Origin of the sequence: Sphingobacterium sp. UBA5670 (assembly GCF_002420705.1) — a bacterium.
Classification (GTDB): domain Bacteria; phylum Bacteroidota; class Bacteroidia; order Sphingobacteriales; family Sphingobacteriaceae; genus Sphingobacterium.
Genome location: NZ_DIIM01000021.1, coordinates 631,673 through 648,304 on the forward strand (window position 1 = coordinate 631,673; position 16,632 = coordinate 648,304).

Here is a 16,632-nt window from a genome sequence, read left to right on the forward strand (position 1 = left end):
TTAGAATGTAATTTGAATACCCATAAAATACTCTCTTGAATTCGGGAAGCTTAGCCCCCACGGCGTTTGTCCATCGATTCCACGGCTTAAATTGGAGCGTGTATCCCCCGACCCCACTTCCGGATCATAACCGGAATATTTGGTAAAGGTCAGCAGGTTCTTTGCGCCAAGGTAAAATCTTAAGCGATCGATCTTCCAGCGTTCGAGCGTAGGGCTAGAAAAACTATAGCCGATGTTGAGCACCTTCAGCCTTAAGTAAGAACCGTCCTCCACAAACCTGTTTGACGCCCTTAAATTCTGATTGGGATCACCTAAGACAGCCCGTGGAATGTTTGTATCTGTATTTTTGGGATAAACGGTCGTTTCACCGGACAGCGGATTTTTGAAGATCAGTTCCTCTGCGCGGTAGCGGTCGAGCGTTGACGCAAAATTATTGTAATAATGATACATCCCTTCTCCCCAATATCGGCTATTGTTGTAGATGTCATTGCCCTTGCTCCCCTGCCACATCATCGACAGGTCAAATGTACCTACAGCGCTATGATAACTTAAATCGGCATTGAAGCCATAACTAAAATCAGGTATCGGACTTCCCAAAAAATCCTTATCCTGATCGTTTAAAACCTGGTCTCCGTTTCGGTCATTAAACCGGACATCGCCGAGCGCTGCGTTTGGAGCAAAGGCTTTGTCTGCATCTAATTGTGCCTGACTCGTATATAGCCCATTGGTGGTATACCCCCAAAATTCACCTACGGAGCGGCCAACCGCTGTTCGTGTCACATTTTCACCTCCAGGAGCAATACTTCCCCATAAGATTTCATTGTTGTTGCCCAAGCTCAATACACGGTTTTTTACAAAAGAGATATTAGCCCCAATCTGATAACTGAAATTACCCGACTGATCTTTATAGGACGCCAATATATCCCATCCGCGGTTGCGTATACTGCCCGCATTCAGCACGGGAAAGTTGTTGACATACCCAGCGGTGAACGAAATAGGTACATTGATCAGCATATCTTCGGTCTTCTTATTATAATAATCGACCGTCAAAGCCAGTTTGTGATTAAACAGTTCCAAATCGAGCCCGAGGTCAGTTGAGTATTGGCTTTCCCATTTAACATTCGGATTGGAAGGAGTTTGTGGTAAGGCGCCCGTGACCATCACATTGTTTAAATAATACCAGACATGGTCAAAACTGACGGTCCGTTGATATTGATATTGCGCAATATCCGAATTACCAAGGAGCCCATAACTACCGCGGAGCTTCAGTTCGCTGATCGCAGGAAAAGCTTTCATAAAGGATTCCTGGCTGATCCGCCAGCCTGCCGATACCGATGGGAAATTCCCGTAGCGGTATTGGTTGCTAAAGTTAGCAGAACCATCACGTCGCATATTAAACGTCAACAAGTAACGATTGTCGTAGTTATAATTGACCCGGCCCAACATGGAGTACATAGCCGACTGGCCTACGCCTGATCCCACAAGACGGGAGCTGGCCAGGGAGGCAGAGTTAAGAATCAATACATCTGGACTGGGCAAACCACGGGCACCAGCATTGACGGCATTGTACCGAGATTCTTCCGATGTAATCCCTGCTAAAGCAGAAATTGCATGTTTTCCGAAATTATTTTCATAAGTCAGTGTATTTTCAAACAACCAGCGGTTATTCTGGCTACTTGAAATATTGAGCTCATCCGGGTTATGATTCTGATATTGTCCGACCGAGTAATTTCCAATGTAACCTTCATTTCTAATACGGCTAAGGTCTATCCCCATATTGAATTTATAGGTCAGCCCTTTGATGATTTCATAAGTAGCCCAGGCATTTCCATTGACAGAAAAATTGTCATTGACGTTTTTGTTGAGATAAGCATTTGCTAAAGCACTCTGCACATCTGTTCCGTTGCCGGCCCCTGCAAATCCGGTGCTACTGTTGGCATCATATAGAGGTAAAGTGGAAGACCACTTTTGTGCATCGATGATATTTTTGTCGCTCCAGTTGCGGCGCGTGTAACCCAATGATAGTGTTTCACCTATCTTGAGTTTTCCTTTGGTAAAATCAGAGATAAATTGTGCTCCGTAATACTTGTTTTTGTCCTGAATAATAATGGATTTATCTGTTGCATAAATACCACTCAGGCGAAAATTAGCATTTTGCGAACCGCCGGAAACCGAGAGATTGTGTCGTTGGTAATTGCCCGTCTGTAGCAGCTCATCCATCATATTATACCCTTGACCGATGGCAGACGGCTTGGACAACGCAGCTAAATAGTCCTTACGTGAAGGATCCTTATTGTACATCTCCTCATTAATCAATTCGGCCAATTGCTGTCCGTTCAACAGGGGCACATTGTGGGAAATATTTTTGATACCAGCAAAAGCATTGTAATCCAGCTTCACATCTCCGGCTTTACCTCTTTTTGTGGTGACCAAAATAACGCCGTTGGCCCCCCTGGCTCCATAAATAGCACTCGAAGCAGCATCTTTTAAGACCTGAATGCTAGCAATATTATTTTCGTCGGGCATCGCTCCACCGATCATCCCATCAACCACGTAAAGCGGATCGGTTCCGTTAATAGATCCAACGCCCCGGATGCGGATAGCACCATTGGTCACCTGCACCCCGGGTACAGCACTTTGAAGCGTAGCTATTGTACCTCCTGGTACTTTCACAAGATCTTTGGTATCAACTACAGCAATAGAAGATGTCAGATCGACTTTTTTCTGCTTACCATAACCCACCACGACCACCTCGTCCACAGCAATTTCGGCCGCAACAAGTGGAATACTGATTTCAGAAGAATTTCCGATAACATACTCCACACGATTATAGCCTACATTGGATACAACGATGACCTCTCCCGGATTCAGCTTGAGGATAAATTCACCTTTCTCATTCGTTGATGTACTGAGGGTTTTATCCTTCACTTTGATTGATGCGCCAATAATTGGTTTTCCTTGATCATTTAAGATCTTCCCATGGACAACTTTTTCTTGCGCGGATAGCTGCCCCATGGCCATTAACATCGAAGCCATTAACAACCACTTCACTTTCTTATTCCTTTCTTTCGGAAAACAAAAGAAAGAAGAAACATAATTTTTGTTCATAATCTTTGTTTGAGATAAATGTCCTCTAGCCTCTAAAGGCACTTACTTGGTTATCTATTTTTATATTGGTTATTTCCCCATGCTGTTTTTCTACGTCAACATGTGCCCGAAAACACGACGCATAAATACTTTGCTTCAATAAGATGCACCCTAAAAAAATCAGTATTGTAGTTTAACAGATCACTGCTTTAAAATCGACCGATTATCTGCCAATTGGTTACAAAGCAAAGCTATAGCTTTCGACAAAAGAGCATTGCAACGATTATTTAAAAGAAGGGTAAAAATGTTTAAAATCCATTATCGAACCCAGACCTAACATGTTTTAGCGATCTAAAGATTATTTTAAGATCAAAAACTACAAGTCTGCTGGTAAGGTATTAGTGGAAGGCCCATAAAAAGGCTGCGATTAGATTGTTGGATTTCGATTAAATTTCTAATCTTTTGGAGAAATATCAACCAAATTTTACATCTTGGAAACAGCATATGCAATCGACCTTAGAAATAATTTCTGATCAATCCAAGGTGTTTATCACCTGTATTAAACTTCGCATATCCTGCTGAATTGCACGAATGGTCGCTTGCAATTCATTGTGCATATTAGCCAGATCGTGTAGTTCCCCAGCAGCGAAAGTTCCACCATCTCTAAAATACAACTGCTGAAGCGGGCTATCCTGCTGATCGTCCAGCCCATATTGGAGCCAGCGTTGCCGCGTTGTTTCGATCAGCGAGTAATTTTCAGAATTGCTAAATTTCTTTTCCGATAAAATCCCCCAGACCGAGTTCGGATAGATCAGCGCATTATTATTCTGATACCAGATACTTTCAAGCATGTTGCGCTGCAGCTGCATCTTGACCGTTTTGCCTTTGGGATTGAGGGTCATAAATCCCAAGACTGCTGTACCTACCCCTCCGGCGATGCTCAGTCCATTATTGAGGCCGTCACTCTTGACTGTGGTTGCCGTCACAGCCGTGACAGCCCCTAGAAGGATAGAAGCCACCGTCAAACGGGTCTGCGTTTTCGCATTCAGTTCGTCCATATAACCTGCTAGCTTATCGATACGTTCACCATTGCAGTCCAGCTCTGCTGCAATAGCATTCAATTCCGTCTCAAACAGCAGATACTTTTCGGTCATTTTTTGTTTCGCTGCCAGTTTTAGTGTAGCATTAGCCGGGCTATCTAAATATTGGATAAGTGGTGCTGTCAGATTGAGGTATTTGATCAGTACAAAATCATGATAAGAAAAAACATTCCTTATCCGGATACTATCCTTAGCAGTGATTTCCTGTATCGGAATTGAGGTATAGGCCACATTAGGCGCACAATAGTTTGTCGTTAAGGTATGCACCTGAACATTGTTGATCAGCGTAGAACAAGCTGTCAACAGTGAAAGGGACAAAAAGAGAAATGATCTGAGCGTTATAAGAAGTCTATTCATTGCCTAAGGTTATGCCTTGCTTTTTACAACAACAAGCTTATCAGAATGTTTTTGATAAGCCATACATTTAATTTTTATAAAAAAAACGCTCCTTTATTTTTTTTGAAAATCCTTCCGTCAGCGCTTACAAAAGATAATTTTTTAATATATTTAAATGGAAGAACATAATGAATTGCCGATAATGCACTGCCATTGCAAATAAACCAGCTTAGCAACAAACAACATAGTATATTTATGAAGAAGACCACGTTTCGGAACCTATTTGTCGCCCTGTCCTTTATTGTTATCCTATTGCCTATTTACCCCTCCATTCGGTCTTATTTCAGCAAAAGGTGCATTACAGAAAAGTACGGCGTCGATTACAATGAACAGCGAAAAAAACTGGGTTTGTATCCCCTTCCTACCAACTGGGGCCGAAGAAATCTCGATTCTTGCATTATCTGGTACAATCCAAGCGGCCATGTAGGACATCGCTGGAAAAATGTCTATTTTAAAGGCTGCAGCATCAAAAAAGAACTCGATTTTTTTGGATTCGGATATGACGCCGAAAAGAAGATATACACCAAGGTTCTAGAAGTGATGACACGTTATGATGAGCAAGCAAAAGTCAGGGATATCCGGTATAAAGTGCAAACGGCATCATCTAGCAGGCTCATTGCAAAAGCAGAAGCTGATTCGTTGCTCCTGACGCTAGCATCCGTTGATTCCAAATAATCCTTCGACAGTAATTGCTAGCGGTCGCAGTAATCACACAAATGATCGTCCATAGAGGCCTGCCCCTCTAGGAAATAGAATTAGCTTACTTCCAAACCCTTAGGGCATCAAATACCGCATAACCTAACTGGTTATTGCCAGCAAGCTGATAGAGTCCGACCCGTAGCCTTTTTCCGTTCAGATCGTTTCGTAGAAATGGCATATTGGGAAGATCCTTCCACTGCATACCGTCTACCGAACATCGCAAAAAGAAATAATTACCTGCTTTTTGAATCTGGAGGTAAGGCGAAAAATTCAGGCCCGTCCCCGTGTTTCCTTCCTGAAAAACCTGTGGACCAATGCTTCGAGAAAGATTCCCTAGGTTCCATCCTGTCAAAATACAATTGTTGATGTAAGCATTTGTGCTGTCTGCTCGCTGAATCATGATTCCTGCTTCATTGGATGTACGAATTTTACTTTCCAATCCGACCACATCGCTGACCTTTACTTCCAGCGTAAAATCTCCCTCAAGTTCTTTATACACGAATGGCACAGGAGATGCTGCATCGCCCCATTTCGTATTTTTGGATTGGATTGTTCCGCTATCGATCTGCCAGGATATCGCTGTCTGTGTACTGTCGTTCGATACATTGGCCTGATAATCATCCCAAAAAGAAATTTTCTTATCCGCGGCCTTATCGTTCGACAGATCAGATGCCCGGAGCAAAGACGGTTTTTGCTCCGGTACAGACTTTACCAAAGCCTTGCTCACATGACCAAAGGCATCCTTTGCCAAAACCTCAATCGATTTGCCGATTTCGGAGGCCCCAAAAAGATAGTAAGGCTCCTGCTTCCAGCCCGAACTTCCTCCTTCGGAACGGAATAGATACCATAGGCCCTGTTTTTTTTCGACCTGCACAAATACCTGATCGGCATTGATAAAGTGCGGCGCGGAAAGTACCACTGGCGTATAATGCCCCAGCACGTTAGCTAATCCCTCCTTCCATAAACTGAATTTTGTGCTTACCTCATCTGGAGTCATCGTATGGGGATAGACACGAAAGAAATGGAAAGGATAAGCCAGTTCGATCTTGTTATTTTTTACCTGCAGCAGCTTATTAGCGAAAGCTGATTTTTCGAGCTTCCCATTACGATAAAAGATTTTTTTGTTACCATCAACAACAACAACCCCATGCTGCCAAGCCGCACCGTCATACCAGTCAAAATCAATCGCATAATCTTTTCGCTTCAATAGCGTAGTCAAAGCTCCCGCCGCAAAGCCCTTTCCGCGGAGTGCGAGTCTATTTCCCTGAACAACAACTTCTCCATCTTGTACAGTCACCAGCGTATCTGGCGCTGTCCCTTGGTTTCTCAACGTATTGACCTTTCCCAGATTTAAACCATCAGTTTGCAGCGCAAAGAAGTCCTGTTTGGGAACCTCATTTGCCAGTTTGGCCACAGATTCCTCATCCAGACTTGTATTATACAAATGCAAACTAGCAAGATAGCCCGAAAAATTCTGGTCTAGTATATCCGAAGCTCCAAGAACAAAAGACTTACCCGGATTGACAAATAGCATCCTATTTTCCTTACGCTGCAGCTTCCCATCGACATAAATAGACTCCTCATAGCCATCAAAAGATAGTACTAGATGATGCCAGGTATTCGGACTGGGCACCGAGTAGAAACCCATATCAGGCCAGGATCCATGGATGACAGCGCCCTGTTTCGGGTCGCTACCATAACCAAATACCGCTTTGCTGAGCTCCTGCGATCCCGACGACCAGGCAACCAGTTGCTCAAATCGTTCAATAGCCGGATTATTGACCCACATCGCAAGACTATAAGAACTATTTCCAGCCAAGGATTTTGGTACAGCAAAGTTCGAACGCAATGCTGTGGTTCCGTCAAAGAAAAAGGCCTTCCTCCCTTGATAATTTTTAACGGCAAGAACTTGTGCTGTCCTAAATGCTCCCTGCAGAGAACCCTTATTTTGAATGGAAGAAAGCAGTTGTCCTTCACGATAATCCATGGCATCAATATGCAGCAGATCTGATTGGTTTACGTTGCTTTCAGGCATTTGCTGCGGTGAGGACCAAACCGTTTCCTGCGCGAGCCGCTGGGCATACACCCTCATATTCCACAGCCCGCGCGGCAGCCCATTCAGCTGCGCATTCAGCACCTGAAGCCTAATATATCTTGCCTTTGTCTTCCCATGCTCGACGATTGGGCTTGCCCAGCGGCTATTGTCCGACCGATCGGCAAAGGCCGTCCATGACTGGCCATCCATGGAAGTTTCAAGCTGGTATTGATAGGCATAAGTTGGGTATTCAAACTGAATAGAGACTGTCTGTACCGTCTCGGCTTTGCCCAGATCAATGGCTATCCAGGCCGGTCCTTCATTATTTTTCGCCCGCCAGAGCGTCCCATTATTATTATCCACCGCGAAAGAAGGTCTAAACTCACTGCTGTAAAATGAGGAAGCCTTTACCATCTTACCAAAGGCTAAATCCTCCGGTCCCGCTGCCGAAAGAAGCAGATCCGCAACACCTTGATGCGTCGGTTTTACCTTTTCGATATCGCCCTCCGTTGTAAAAAAAAGCTCATCTAGCGCAACCTGACGATGAAAACCACCGCCCGAATGCGGATTATTGTGTCTGTGATAAACAATAAAGTAGCGATTATCCTGCTCGAGTATACTATGGTGGCCCGGACCATGAATACTCCCATCCGTGTTAGTGACCAATACCGGATTTTTCGTTGGGTATTCAAAAGGGCCCATAGGACCGGTTTTACTTTTAACATACTGCACACGATAGGTCTCATCTTCACAATGTCCCGAGGAATACATCAGATAATAAATGCCCTTGCGCTTAAACATATAGGGAGCCTCAAAAAACTCCTTTGCCACCGTATTGGGAATCAGCTGTACCTTTTCAAAGCTTTTCATATCGCTGTTCAGCAAGCCCACAGCACATCCGTGATCGGGATAAATGCCCCAGGTCCCCCAATGCATATAGATCCGGCCATCGTCGTCGCGGAAAGTCTGTCCATCGAGGGTGATCACTCCCGGAATTCTATAGTTAGGAATGATCGATTTACCGTCCGGAACCAGAGGCTCCCAAGGACCTGTCGGATGATCCGACATTGCTCCAAAGATCTCCACAGGCTGACTATAATATAGGTAATACCTCCCGTCGTATCCCTGCGTCATATCAGGTGCCCAATACCAGTGGGTATTGGGCCAGTTCATTGGCCGAATTGTCCAATTTCTCAAATCTTTGGATGTCCATACCTGTGATGGTCCCGCCCCCCAGCCATTACCATCAGTCGTGGCATAGATATAATAGATATCACCAATTTTTTTAATGGTCGGATCGGCGAAATAGCCCGGCAACAACGGATTCAGCACATTCGGCTGCTGCCAAGATGTTAAAGACTGCGCAAAAGTCGTCCCTAAGGACAAGAGCAGTATAGCCAGAACTGTAAAATACAAATAATGCTTCCTCATAGCGTAAAGTTTACGGCTTCAAAAAGACGGCTCTTCAGTCAATTTTATAGCAAATAAAATCTATGATAAATGTCAATTTTACATTAAATTTATAAATCAGGAACAACATGACAAATTTTAAGGTCAAATCGGTTAATAATAGGCTATTGAAGGTTAAAATCTACCCATAAATAGAAGCTTTAATCGTCCATCTTTGTAAGAGCAATGACCTTCGCTGTCTTATTATGAGTAATAAAATATCTAAAATGAATCTTAAAAAAAGCTATTGGATCCTATTTGCCCTCGTATGCATCCAGTTGCCAAACCGCGTATACAGTCAGCAGGATGAACACCCTGTATGGAAAGCTGTCAAAGCGCAACAAGCCACCTTGGGCGTAGAAGAGGGAGCCAAAAGCTTTACCCTCAAAAATCTACAAGTGGCGATCCTCAATGCATCGCAGACCCTATCCTCTTTTCGTCCCAACGGTAGCGAAAAGGATTTTGACTATACTCCCGTTGAACTTCTGCACAAAAGGGACCGTAATCAGTTTTTTCATATCGGCGATATCACCATCAGCTTGCGCCGCCAGGGCGATACCACATGGACATCCTACTCATCGGCGGCAGACCGAAAGCCTGTAAAGGCACTCAGCCCGGCAAAAAACAGTTTGTCCCGTGCCGATATTAGTCCTACACTCAGCAATATCCCCTTAAAGGTTGTCCGCAGCTGGCAGGATGAGCAGGGTGATCTAATCCTGAGCTTTGAACTGACGAATTCCAACGATTACTCCATTGAAATTGGTTCGCTGGGTATTCCCCTTCCATTCAACAACAACATGGACTGGAAAAACCTCGATCAAGCGCATGCCCAGAATGTCTTTTTTGATCCTTATATTGGTCGGGATGCCGGCTACCTACAGGTCAACCGTTTACATGGCCGTGGGCCGAGTCTACTGGTATTGCCCTTCAGAAATGCAGGCTTTGAAGCCTACAATCCGCTCAATAGCGATCCGACACCACGCAGTATTACCTTTGAGGGATTTCACGAATGGCTGATCCACAGCAAGGCACATGCTGACACGGACTGGAAAGGGGTAGAACAGTGGAATACACCGACCTCAACCGTGTTGAAGCCCCGTGAATCCAAAACCTTTGCGCTCAAATTTGTCCTTGCGCCGAGCATTCGTGACATTGAACCTGAATTATTGAAAAACAACAGACCTGTGGCAGTAGGTACTCCGGGGTATGTGGTACCGATGGACAATCCCGCTAAGCTTTTTGTCAAACACAATCAGGCCATCAAAAGTGTCAGCGTCTATCCCGAAGGTGCGCTGACCCTAACAAAAAAAGGAAATACCCCACATCAATGGACCGAATACCAGGTACAGGGCAACCGCTGGGGACGCGCCCGTCTGACGATCAGCTACCGGGACGGCATGACGCAGACGATTCATTATAAAGTGATCAAATCGGAAAAAGAAGTCGTACAGGACTTGGGCCATTTCCTCACCACCAAGCAGTGGTATGAAAATGATAAAGATCTATTTGGCCGGTCACCATCCGTTATATCGTATGACTACGAAGAACAGCAGCCCATCACCCAAAATAAGAGTGCCTGGTTTGCGGGTTTAAGTGATGAAGCTGGTGCCGCAAGCTGGCTGGCAGCCATGATGAAGCAAGTGCTGCAGCCCGATCCGCAGGAGATAGCCAAACTCAAGCGATTTGTCAATGAAACCCTCTACGGCCGCATACAGCATCGGGAAGGCGACAAGAAATACGGCGTTGTCAAAAGCCTGTTTTATTATGAACCGGATTCTATGCCCGCTGGCACCTACCGATCGGATATCAACTGGAAGACCTGGGCTGCCTGGCCGAAAAAGGAAGCCGATGATATAGGCCGGTCTTACAATTACCCACACGTAGCTGCAGCACATTGGGTGATGTACCGGCTTGCCCGCAACTACAATAATTTGGTCAATGAAGAAACATGGGACAAGTATCTCGAACGGGCTTACCAAACCAGTATGGCCATGGTCGAAAAAGCGCCTTATTATGCGCAGTTCGGTCAGATGGAGGGCAGTATATTTCTGATCGTTCTCAACGACCTGCGTAGGGAGGGATTGACCCTAATGGCCAATAACCTGGAAGCGGCCATGCGCAAGCGTGCAGAACATTGGAAAACGCTCAATTATCCTTTCGGAAGCGAAATGCCCTGGGACTCCACCGGACAGGAAGAAGTGTACCTCTGGTCCCGCTTTTTTGGTTTCGACGAGAAAGCCCAGGTGACGCTCAATGCCATTATCGCTTATATGCCGACGGTACCACATTGGGGTTATAATGGCAGCGCACGTCGTTACTGGGACTTTGTCTATGGTGGCAAGCTTTCACGCATTGAGCGTCAGCTACACCACTATGGCTCTGCACTCAATGCCATTCCCGTCCTGACTGCCTATCGCGATCATCCCAACGATTTCTACCTGCTCCGTATCGGTCATGCTGGTATGATGGGAGCACTGGCTAATGTCACCGAAGATGGTTTTGGCCCCGGAGCATTCCACTCCTACCCTTCCACACTGGCCAATGATGGGATATCCGGAGACTATGGAACTGGATTTTATGGCTATGCTGTCAACTCGGGAACCTATATTGTTGAGCATCCTGAATTTGGCTGGCTCGCTTTTAGTGGCAACCTGAAAAAGGAAAAACAACAGGTCAAAGTTGCCCTGACGACAGCCTCCAAAGGCCGTGTATTCCTGGCTAAAGAAAACCTCTGGCTGACGACAGATGCCGGTGAGATTGCCGAACTGCACTACGATCAGAAAGACCGCAGCGTTACACTGGTTTTCAACAATGATCCAGCCCAGAATATCGCGCATATTTTGCTCAATGTAAATCCCGAAAGCCACTATGAGGTGGATGGAATCAACAAAGATCAACCAAACCGATATGCAATCCCCCTTTCGAAGAAAACAGTAAAACTGAAAAAGCTGCACTAGAACAGCATGCAGAAAGCAGCCTGCTCAAACACAGGTTATCTATAAAAAAGCTATATACACTATATGTAGGCAGTCATAATGACAATACCAAAATCGGGTTTCCCATTTAGCTGGAAGCCCGATTTTGGTTAGCTGGAAATGTAAAAGCCTATTTATTTAAAAAATAATCTACTAATTTTATAGACTTTATTTTTTATTCCCTATATTTGCTTATCATATTCAATCAACTAAACTTTTTTAACATTTAAGATCCTTTATGAAAAATCAACAATCCCACATCGTATCCATGCGAATGTGCTACTAACAAAAACTGCAGTGCTCTGCTGCAGAAACATTCCCTAGAAATATAGTACAAGTAATCAATTGGCGTTGGCACTTGTTTAATTTTTAACTATTAATCCAAATCTTATGAAAAACATTGGAGTACCGCTGTATTCTATCTATTTTCTATTGTTCTTTTTTTGGGTAAAGCCCAGCTATCCACAGGACAAACCCAGACCTATCGTAAACGCTACCCTTGAGGGCCGTATCATAGACGCTTCAACAAAACAGCCCATCGAAGATGTCACCGTGCAGCTGGATGCTGTTACCCACAGCGTAAAAACCGATCGCGAGGGCAGGTTCCAGTTTGTGACCGGACAGAAACTTCCTTTTAAGGTTAAGTTGAGCCACCTCAACTACAAGTCTCTGTCGCTTGTTATCGACAAAAGTCCCATTCTGATAGCGCTCAGCCCGGCAAGCAAAGACCTTGAAGAAGTCGTGGTAACGGGAGTCGCACAAGGCACCAGCCGCAAAAAACTATCCTTTGCACTCACCAAAGTAGACCAGGAGCTGATCGGCACCGTTCCTTCCCTCGATGCTTCCACGAGTCTACGTGGCAAAGTTGCCGGTCTTCGCATCGACCAATCTGGCGGCAATGCCGGAGCGTCGGTTTATCTTCGGGGATCAAAGTCCGTCACTGGGGAAATAGAACCTCTTATTGTTGTAGACGGTTTTGTCACAACACTCAAACTCGCCGACATCAATCCAAATGACATTGAAAGCATCGAAGTTGTAAAGGGAGCAGCCGCCTCGGCGTTATATGGCACCCGTGGTGAGGGCGGTGTGATTCAGGTACTGACCAAGAACGGTAAAAAAGAAGGAAAGCTGAATATCAATATCGACAATGAACTCGGCTATTCCAGTCTTTTATTACTTCCACCGCTTTCTAATCAGCATCATTTCAAGGTCAACCCCGACGGCTCCTTCCTCCTGGTTAATGGTGCAAGGGTGATCGACTACAAAGAAAATGGTTTTTCGGTCAACCTGCACCCCTATAAAGATGATGTGGACAACACAAAAAATCTTTTGGGTCGCACCAGTTATTTCACCAATTCGATTGCTGCCGCCGCAAGTGGAGAAAAATATAACATCTATTTATCTGCACAGAATCAGCATAAGGGAGGTGTATCTCCAGTCGTTGATGCCGACAAAAGACAAAATATCCTTTTCAATCTGGGTTACAGGGTGTCGCCCAAGATCACGGCAGACCTGACCACACAGTATAGCTTCTTCAATACACCTTCGAACGCTGTATCCAGCCGTTCAGATGGGCTGCTTTATTCGACCTTGCTCGTCGAGCCTTTTATTGATCTGAGCGAAAAAGACGAGTCCGGCAAATATGTTTATCTGCCCAAAGGAAGCAATCTTTCAGGACAGCAATGGACCAACCCATTCTATCGGCTAAGCAACGAGGAATACGCCTACCAAACCGAGAATCTTCTGCTCGGCGGAAAACTCCGGTATACCATCACAGAACACCTGAGTGCCGAGGGAGCACTTTCCTTGCAGACCAGACAGTACAACACCGAGGAATATTACCCCAAAGGTTATCAGACCATCGTTCCGGACGTCGTGCTCAACAATGGCAATTATGCCTTGCGGACCACAAAAAGTACCAGCAAAAACGGTCAGTTTCAGTTAAACTACAACCGCCGCAGCGGTCCTGTGGACTGGGGGCTGACAGCGAAATATGTCTATGAATTTTCGTCCCAGACTGGTTTCAATGCTTCTGGGCGGAATCTCACGGCCCCTGTCAGGAGCTTGGATGTGACCGAACCCAGCACGCGGGTCATCGGATCGTCCTGGGAAAAAACGGTCAATCACGGTTATTTTCTGAATGCCAAATTTGCCTGGGCAGATAAGCTATTTTTGGATGTACTGGGCCGCTTGGACCAAAGTTCAAGATTCGGACGTGACGTGGGTACGGCCTTTTTTCCACGGATATCCGCCGCATACCGACTCACACAGGATATCCATCTAGCCCCGCTGACGGAGTTTAAGCTCCGCGCTGCCTACGGTAAAGCCGGGAGCCTTCCTCCTTTTGGCGCCAAAGACAGCAGGGTCAGCATCACCAATACTGGCGGTGTCAGTTATACCCAAAATGACAATACAGACCTTAAAAGAGCAGTGACCGCCGAGACAGAACTTGGCTTTGATGCGATTCTCTTCAAGCGGTTAAACGTACAGTTCAACTATGCTTTCTCCAATAGTACCAACGACTTTATATCGGTACCTGCCTTTACCCCTATTTCAGGTTCGGCAAGTATCTATGACAATTTAGGTGCCGTAAAATCCAATTCGCTCGAACTCGAAGTGAACGGCAAGATACTGGAAAAGAAAAAGTTCAGCTGGTCGTCGGGACTTACCTTCAGCCGTGTCCGCAGCCGCATTACTTCCCTGGGCGACGTTCCCGAATTTACCTATAATGGTTATCGAAAAGCTGTTGGAGCCAGTACCACCGCAATTTATGGGTATAGCATCCATTCAGATCTTGCACAGCTGCAAACCAATAGCGATGGCTACGTCATCAATGCCGGTGACGGTACCAAACGCATAGCCGATTATGTGGTCAATGAATTTGGCGTTGTGGTCGAAAAGGCAGCCCTCGGCACGGCAACCGAAGCACCCGTATTTTATGTTAATGCAGCCACAGGAAATGCAAAGATCATCGGCGATGCCAATCCGGATTTCATTGTCGGTTTTGCAAATACCTTCAATTATGGACGGTTTTCACTCTATAGTGTGCTGGACTGGCAGCAAGGCGGTCAAAAATTCAATGAAACAGCCCAATACCTGACCTATGTCTACCGTTCGCAGTTTTCTGACCGGAGTGCTGCTGCCGGAAAGCCGCTCAATTTCACCACACAAGTATTCAATGCTTCCCAAGTGACCGACTATTGGATCGAAAAAACAACCTATTTAGCCCTTCGGGAGCTTTCTTTGTCCTACAAGCTTCCAACAGAAAAACTCGGGCTAGCGAAGGTCTTAAAAAATGCCAATCTATCGTTAATCGGACGAAACCTATTCATCTGGACAAACTTTAAGGGTGTCAATGTAGACGGCATCGGACAAGACGGGTTCAATTACCCTTCCTATCGGATCATTTCCGGAAAGTTAACATTCAATTTTTAACCTGACCATCAACTTGAAATATATGAGAAAGATATTTTTGGGCATAGCCGCTATTTTAGCATTAGGTTCCTGCGAATCGATCGGATTTGATGACCCCTCAACGCTCACCAATGCTGAAGCCGTAGAAAAGATAAAAAGCCTGGGCTATGTACTCACAACAAGCAGTATTCAGACGGCCTTTAATACCACCACCAATAATGCTGGCGGTTCACATTTCAGTCTCTGGGCCGATCAGTCTACCAATACCAACGGCAGCCAGTCCTGGTGGGACTTTGCCAACGAGCCACGGTTGCGCCTCAATAATAACGCCGCTTACCGTGGAAATGCCGCTGTAAGGGAGGTGTATTCCAATTTCTATCAATCCAACCTAGACGCCACCAAAGTAATTGATCTGATTGAAAACCAAAAGCTGACAATCTATGACGACAAAGGTGCCGACCGCACCCGGGATTGCCTCATCGGGGCCTATTATGCTAAAGGAGTTTCGCAAGGTTATCTGGGCGCCATATTTGACCGCGGACTGATTGTCGACGATATCAATTTAAAGCTCAAAGAGTTTCCGAATTCCTACAAGGAGCTGATCGAAAATGGCATCAAACATCTAGATAAAACTTTACAGCTTATCGCCGAAACACCCAACCTAAATTTTGATTTTCTGAAAGGAGTAACGATTTCCAAGGCTGACTTAGTCCTGCTGATGAATTCCCTATCGGCTCGCATCCTATCCTCGGTACCACGCGACAAAGCTGAGGCTGAAACCTTAGGCGCCGCACATTGGAACAGAGTTCTTGCCTATGCAGACAAAGGTTTTACCAAAGACTTCACCATTACGACGACTGTTGGCGGTTATTATAATGCTTTGGTCGATGTGCTCGAAAGGCCTTATGGGACCGCATCCTATGTTCCGGCCGATATCAAGATCGCCTACCTCGCGGACAAAACAAAGAAAACACCGAGCGCCTATCCGACAGACAACAGCATTATTTTGGCGCCGATCGAGTCGGACGATAAACGTTTCTACCAATATTTCACCTATACGAGTAACTTTGGTATTCTCCTTGAAGCGCGTGGAAGAGGGCTATTCAGCAATTACATGCGCTCCAGATGGATGTACCCAAAATTGTCTACCCTCAATGTCGCCGGTGCTGTCAATCCATACTTTCTGGCCGAGGAAACGCGGTTATTGCGAGCTGAAGCCAAGTATTGGCTCAAAGATTATGAAGGATCGGCAGCAGAGCTAAATGCCACGGCGGCATCACGCAAACAAAAAGGAAGCCTTCCAGATGTAACAGCCAGCGCAAACGCGCTGCGTGATGCGATTCACTACGAATATGCAATAGAAATCGATGGTGCTGGCGGTACGTTTGTACCTTTTACATTTATGCGCAGAAACGATCTGTTACAGGGTGGTACACCAACGCAATTTCCCATTCCGCAGCTCCAGCTGGAGCTGATC

General features: G+C 45.5%; 7 protein-coding genes. 4 read left to right on the plus strand and 3 right to left on the minus strand.

Features of this window, described 5'->3' with window-relative positions; genetic code table 11:
* Positions 1–3,108, minus strand: a complete 3,108-nt coding sequence (locus B3C94_RS20635) for a SusC/RagA family TonB-linked outer membrane protein (RefSeq protein ID WP_293907266.1) — start codon at positions 3,106–3,108, stop codon at positions 1–3.
* 512 nt (positions 3,109–3,620) lie between these two features.
* Entirely contained in the window at positions 3,621–4,544 is a 924-nt protein-coding gene (locus B3C94_RS20640; protein WP_293907268.1) for a hypothetical protein, read from the minus strand.
* A 234-nt stretch (positions 4,545–4,778) separates the two neighbouring features.
* On the opposite strand from B3C94_RS20640, the gene B3C94_RS20645 reads away from it, so the two are divergent.
* Complete coding sequence (locus B3C94_RS20645; RefSeq protein ID WP_293907270.1) at positions 4,779–5,258, plus strand: hypothetical protein; 480 nt, start codon at positions 4,779–4,781, stop codon at positions 5,256–5,258.
* A gap of 85 nt (positions 5,259–5,343) precedes the next feature.
* Here the strand turns inward: B3C94_RS20645 and B3C94_RS20650 are convergent, their stop codons facing one another.
* Complete coding sequence (locus B3C94_RS20650) at positions 5,344–8,748, minus strand: family 43 glycosylhydrolase (RefSeq protein WP_293907272.1); 3,405 nt, start codon at positions 8,746–8,748, stop codon at positions 5,344–5,346.
* Positions 8,749–8,993: 245 nt separating this feature from the next.
* Between B3C94_RS20650 and B3C94_RS20655 the strand changes: the two genes are divergently transcribed.
* The 3 genes from B3C94_RS20655 to B3C94_RS20665 form a co-directional block, all read left to right on the plus strand.
* Positions 8,994–11,723 (plus strand): DUF5695 domain-containing protein, encoded by a 2,730-nt coding sequence (locus B3C94_RS20655; protein WP_293907274.1) that lies wholly within the window; start codon positions 8,994–8,996, stop codon positions 11,721–11,723.
* Between the two features lie 408 nt (positions 11,724–12,131).
* Positions 12,132–15,176 carry a SusC/RagA family TonB-linked outer membrane protein gene (locus tag B3C94_RS20660; RefSeq protein ID WP_293907276.1) on the plus strand — a complete coding sequence of 1,015 codons (3,045 nt, stop codon included), beginning with the start codon at positions 12,132–12,134 and terminating at the stop codon, positions 15,174–15,176.
* Positions 15,177–15,198: 22 nt separating this feature from the next.
* Positions 15,199–16,632 (plus strand): hypothetical protein (locus B3C94_RS20665; RefSeq protein WP_293907278.1); only part of this gene is annotated, 1,434 nt, incomplete at its 3' end.

What these genes read in the sequence shown, in the direction of transcription:
- B3C94_RS20635 (WP_293907266.1), bottom strand. Translation starts at nt 3,108, where the DNA reads ATGAACAAAAATTATGTTTCTTCTTTCTTTTGTTTTCCGAAAGAAAGG.
- B3C94_RS20640 (WP_293907268.1), bottom strand. Translation starts at nt 4,544, where the DNA reads ATGAATAGACTTCTTATAACGCTCAGATCATTTCTCTTTTTGTCCCTT.
- B3C94_RS20645 (WP_293907270.1), top strand. Translation starts at nt 4,779, where the DNA reads ATGAAGAAGACCACGTTTCGGAACCTATTTGTCGCCCTGTCCTTTATT.
- B3C94_RS20650 (WP_293907272.1), bottom strand. Translation starts at nt 8,748, where the DNA reads ATGAGGAAGCATTATTTGTATTTTACAGTTCTGGCTATACTGCTCTTG.
- B3C94_RS20655 (WP_293907274.1), top strand. Translation starts at nt 8,994, where the DNA reads ATGAATCTTAAAAAAAGCTATTGGATCCTATTTGCCCTCGTATGCATC.
- B3C94_RS20660 (WP_293907276.1), top strand. Translation starts at nt 12,132, where the DNA reads ATGAAAAACATTGGAGTACCGCTGTATTCTATCTATTTTCTATTGTTC.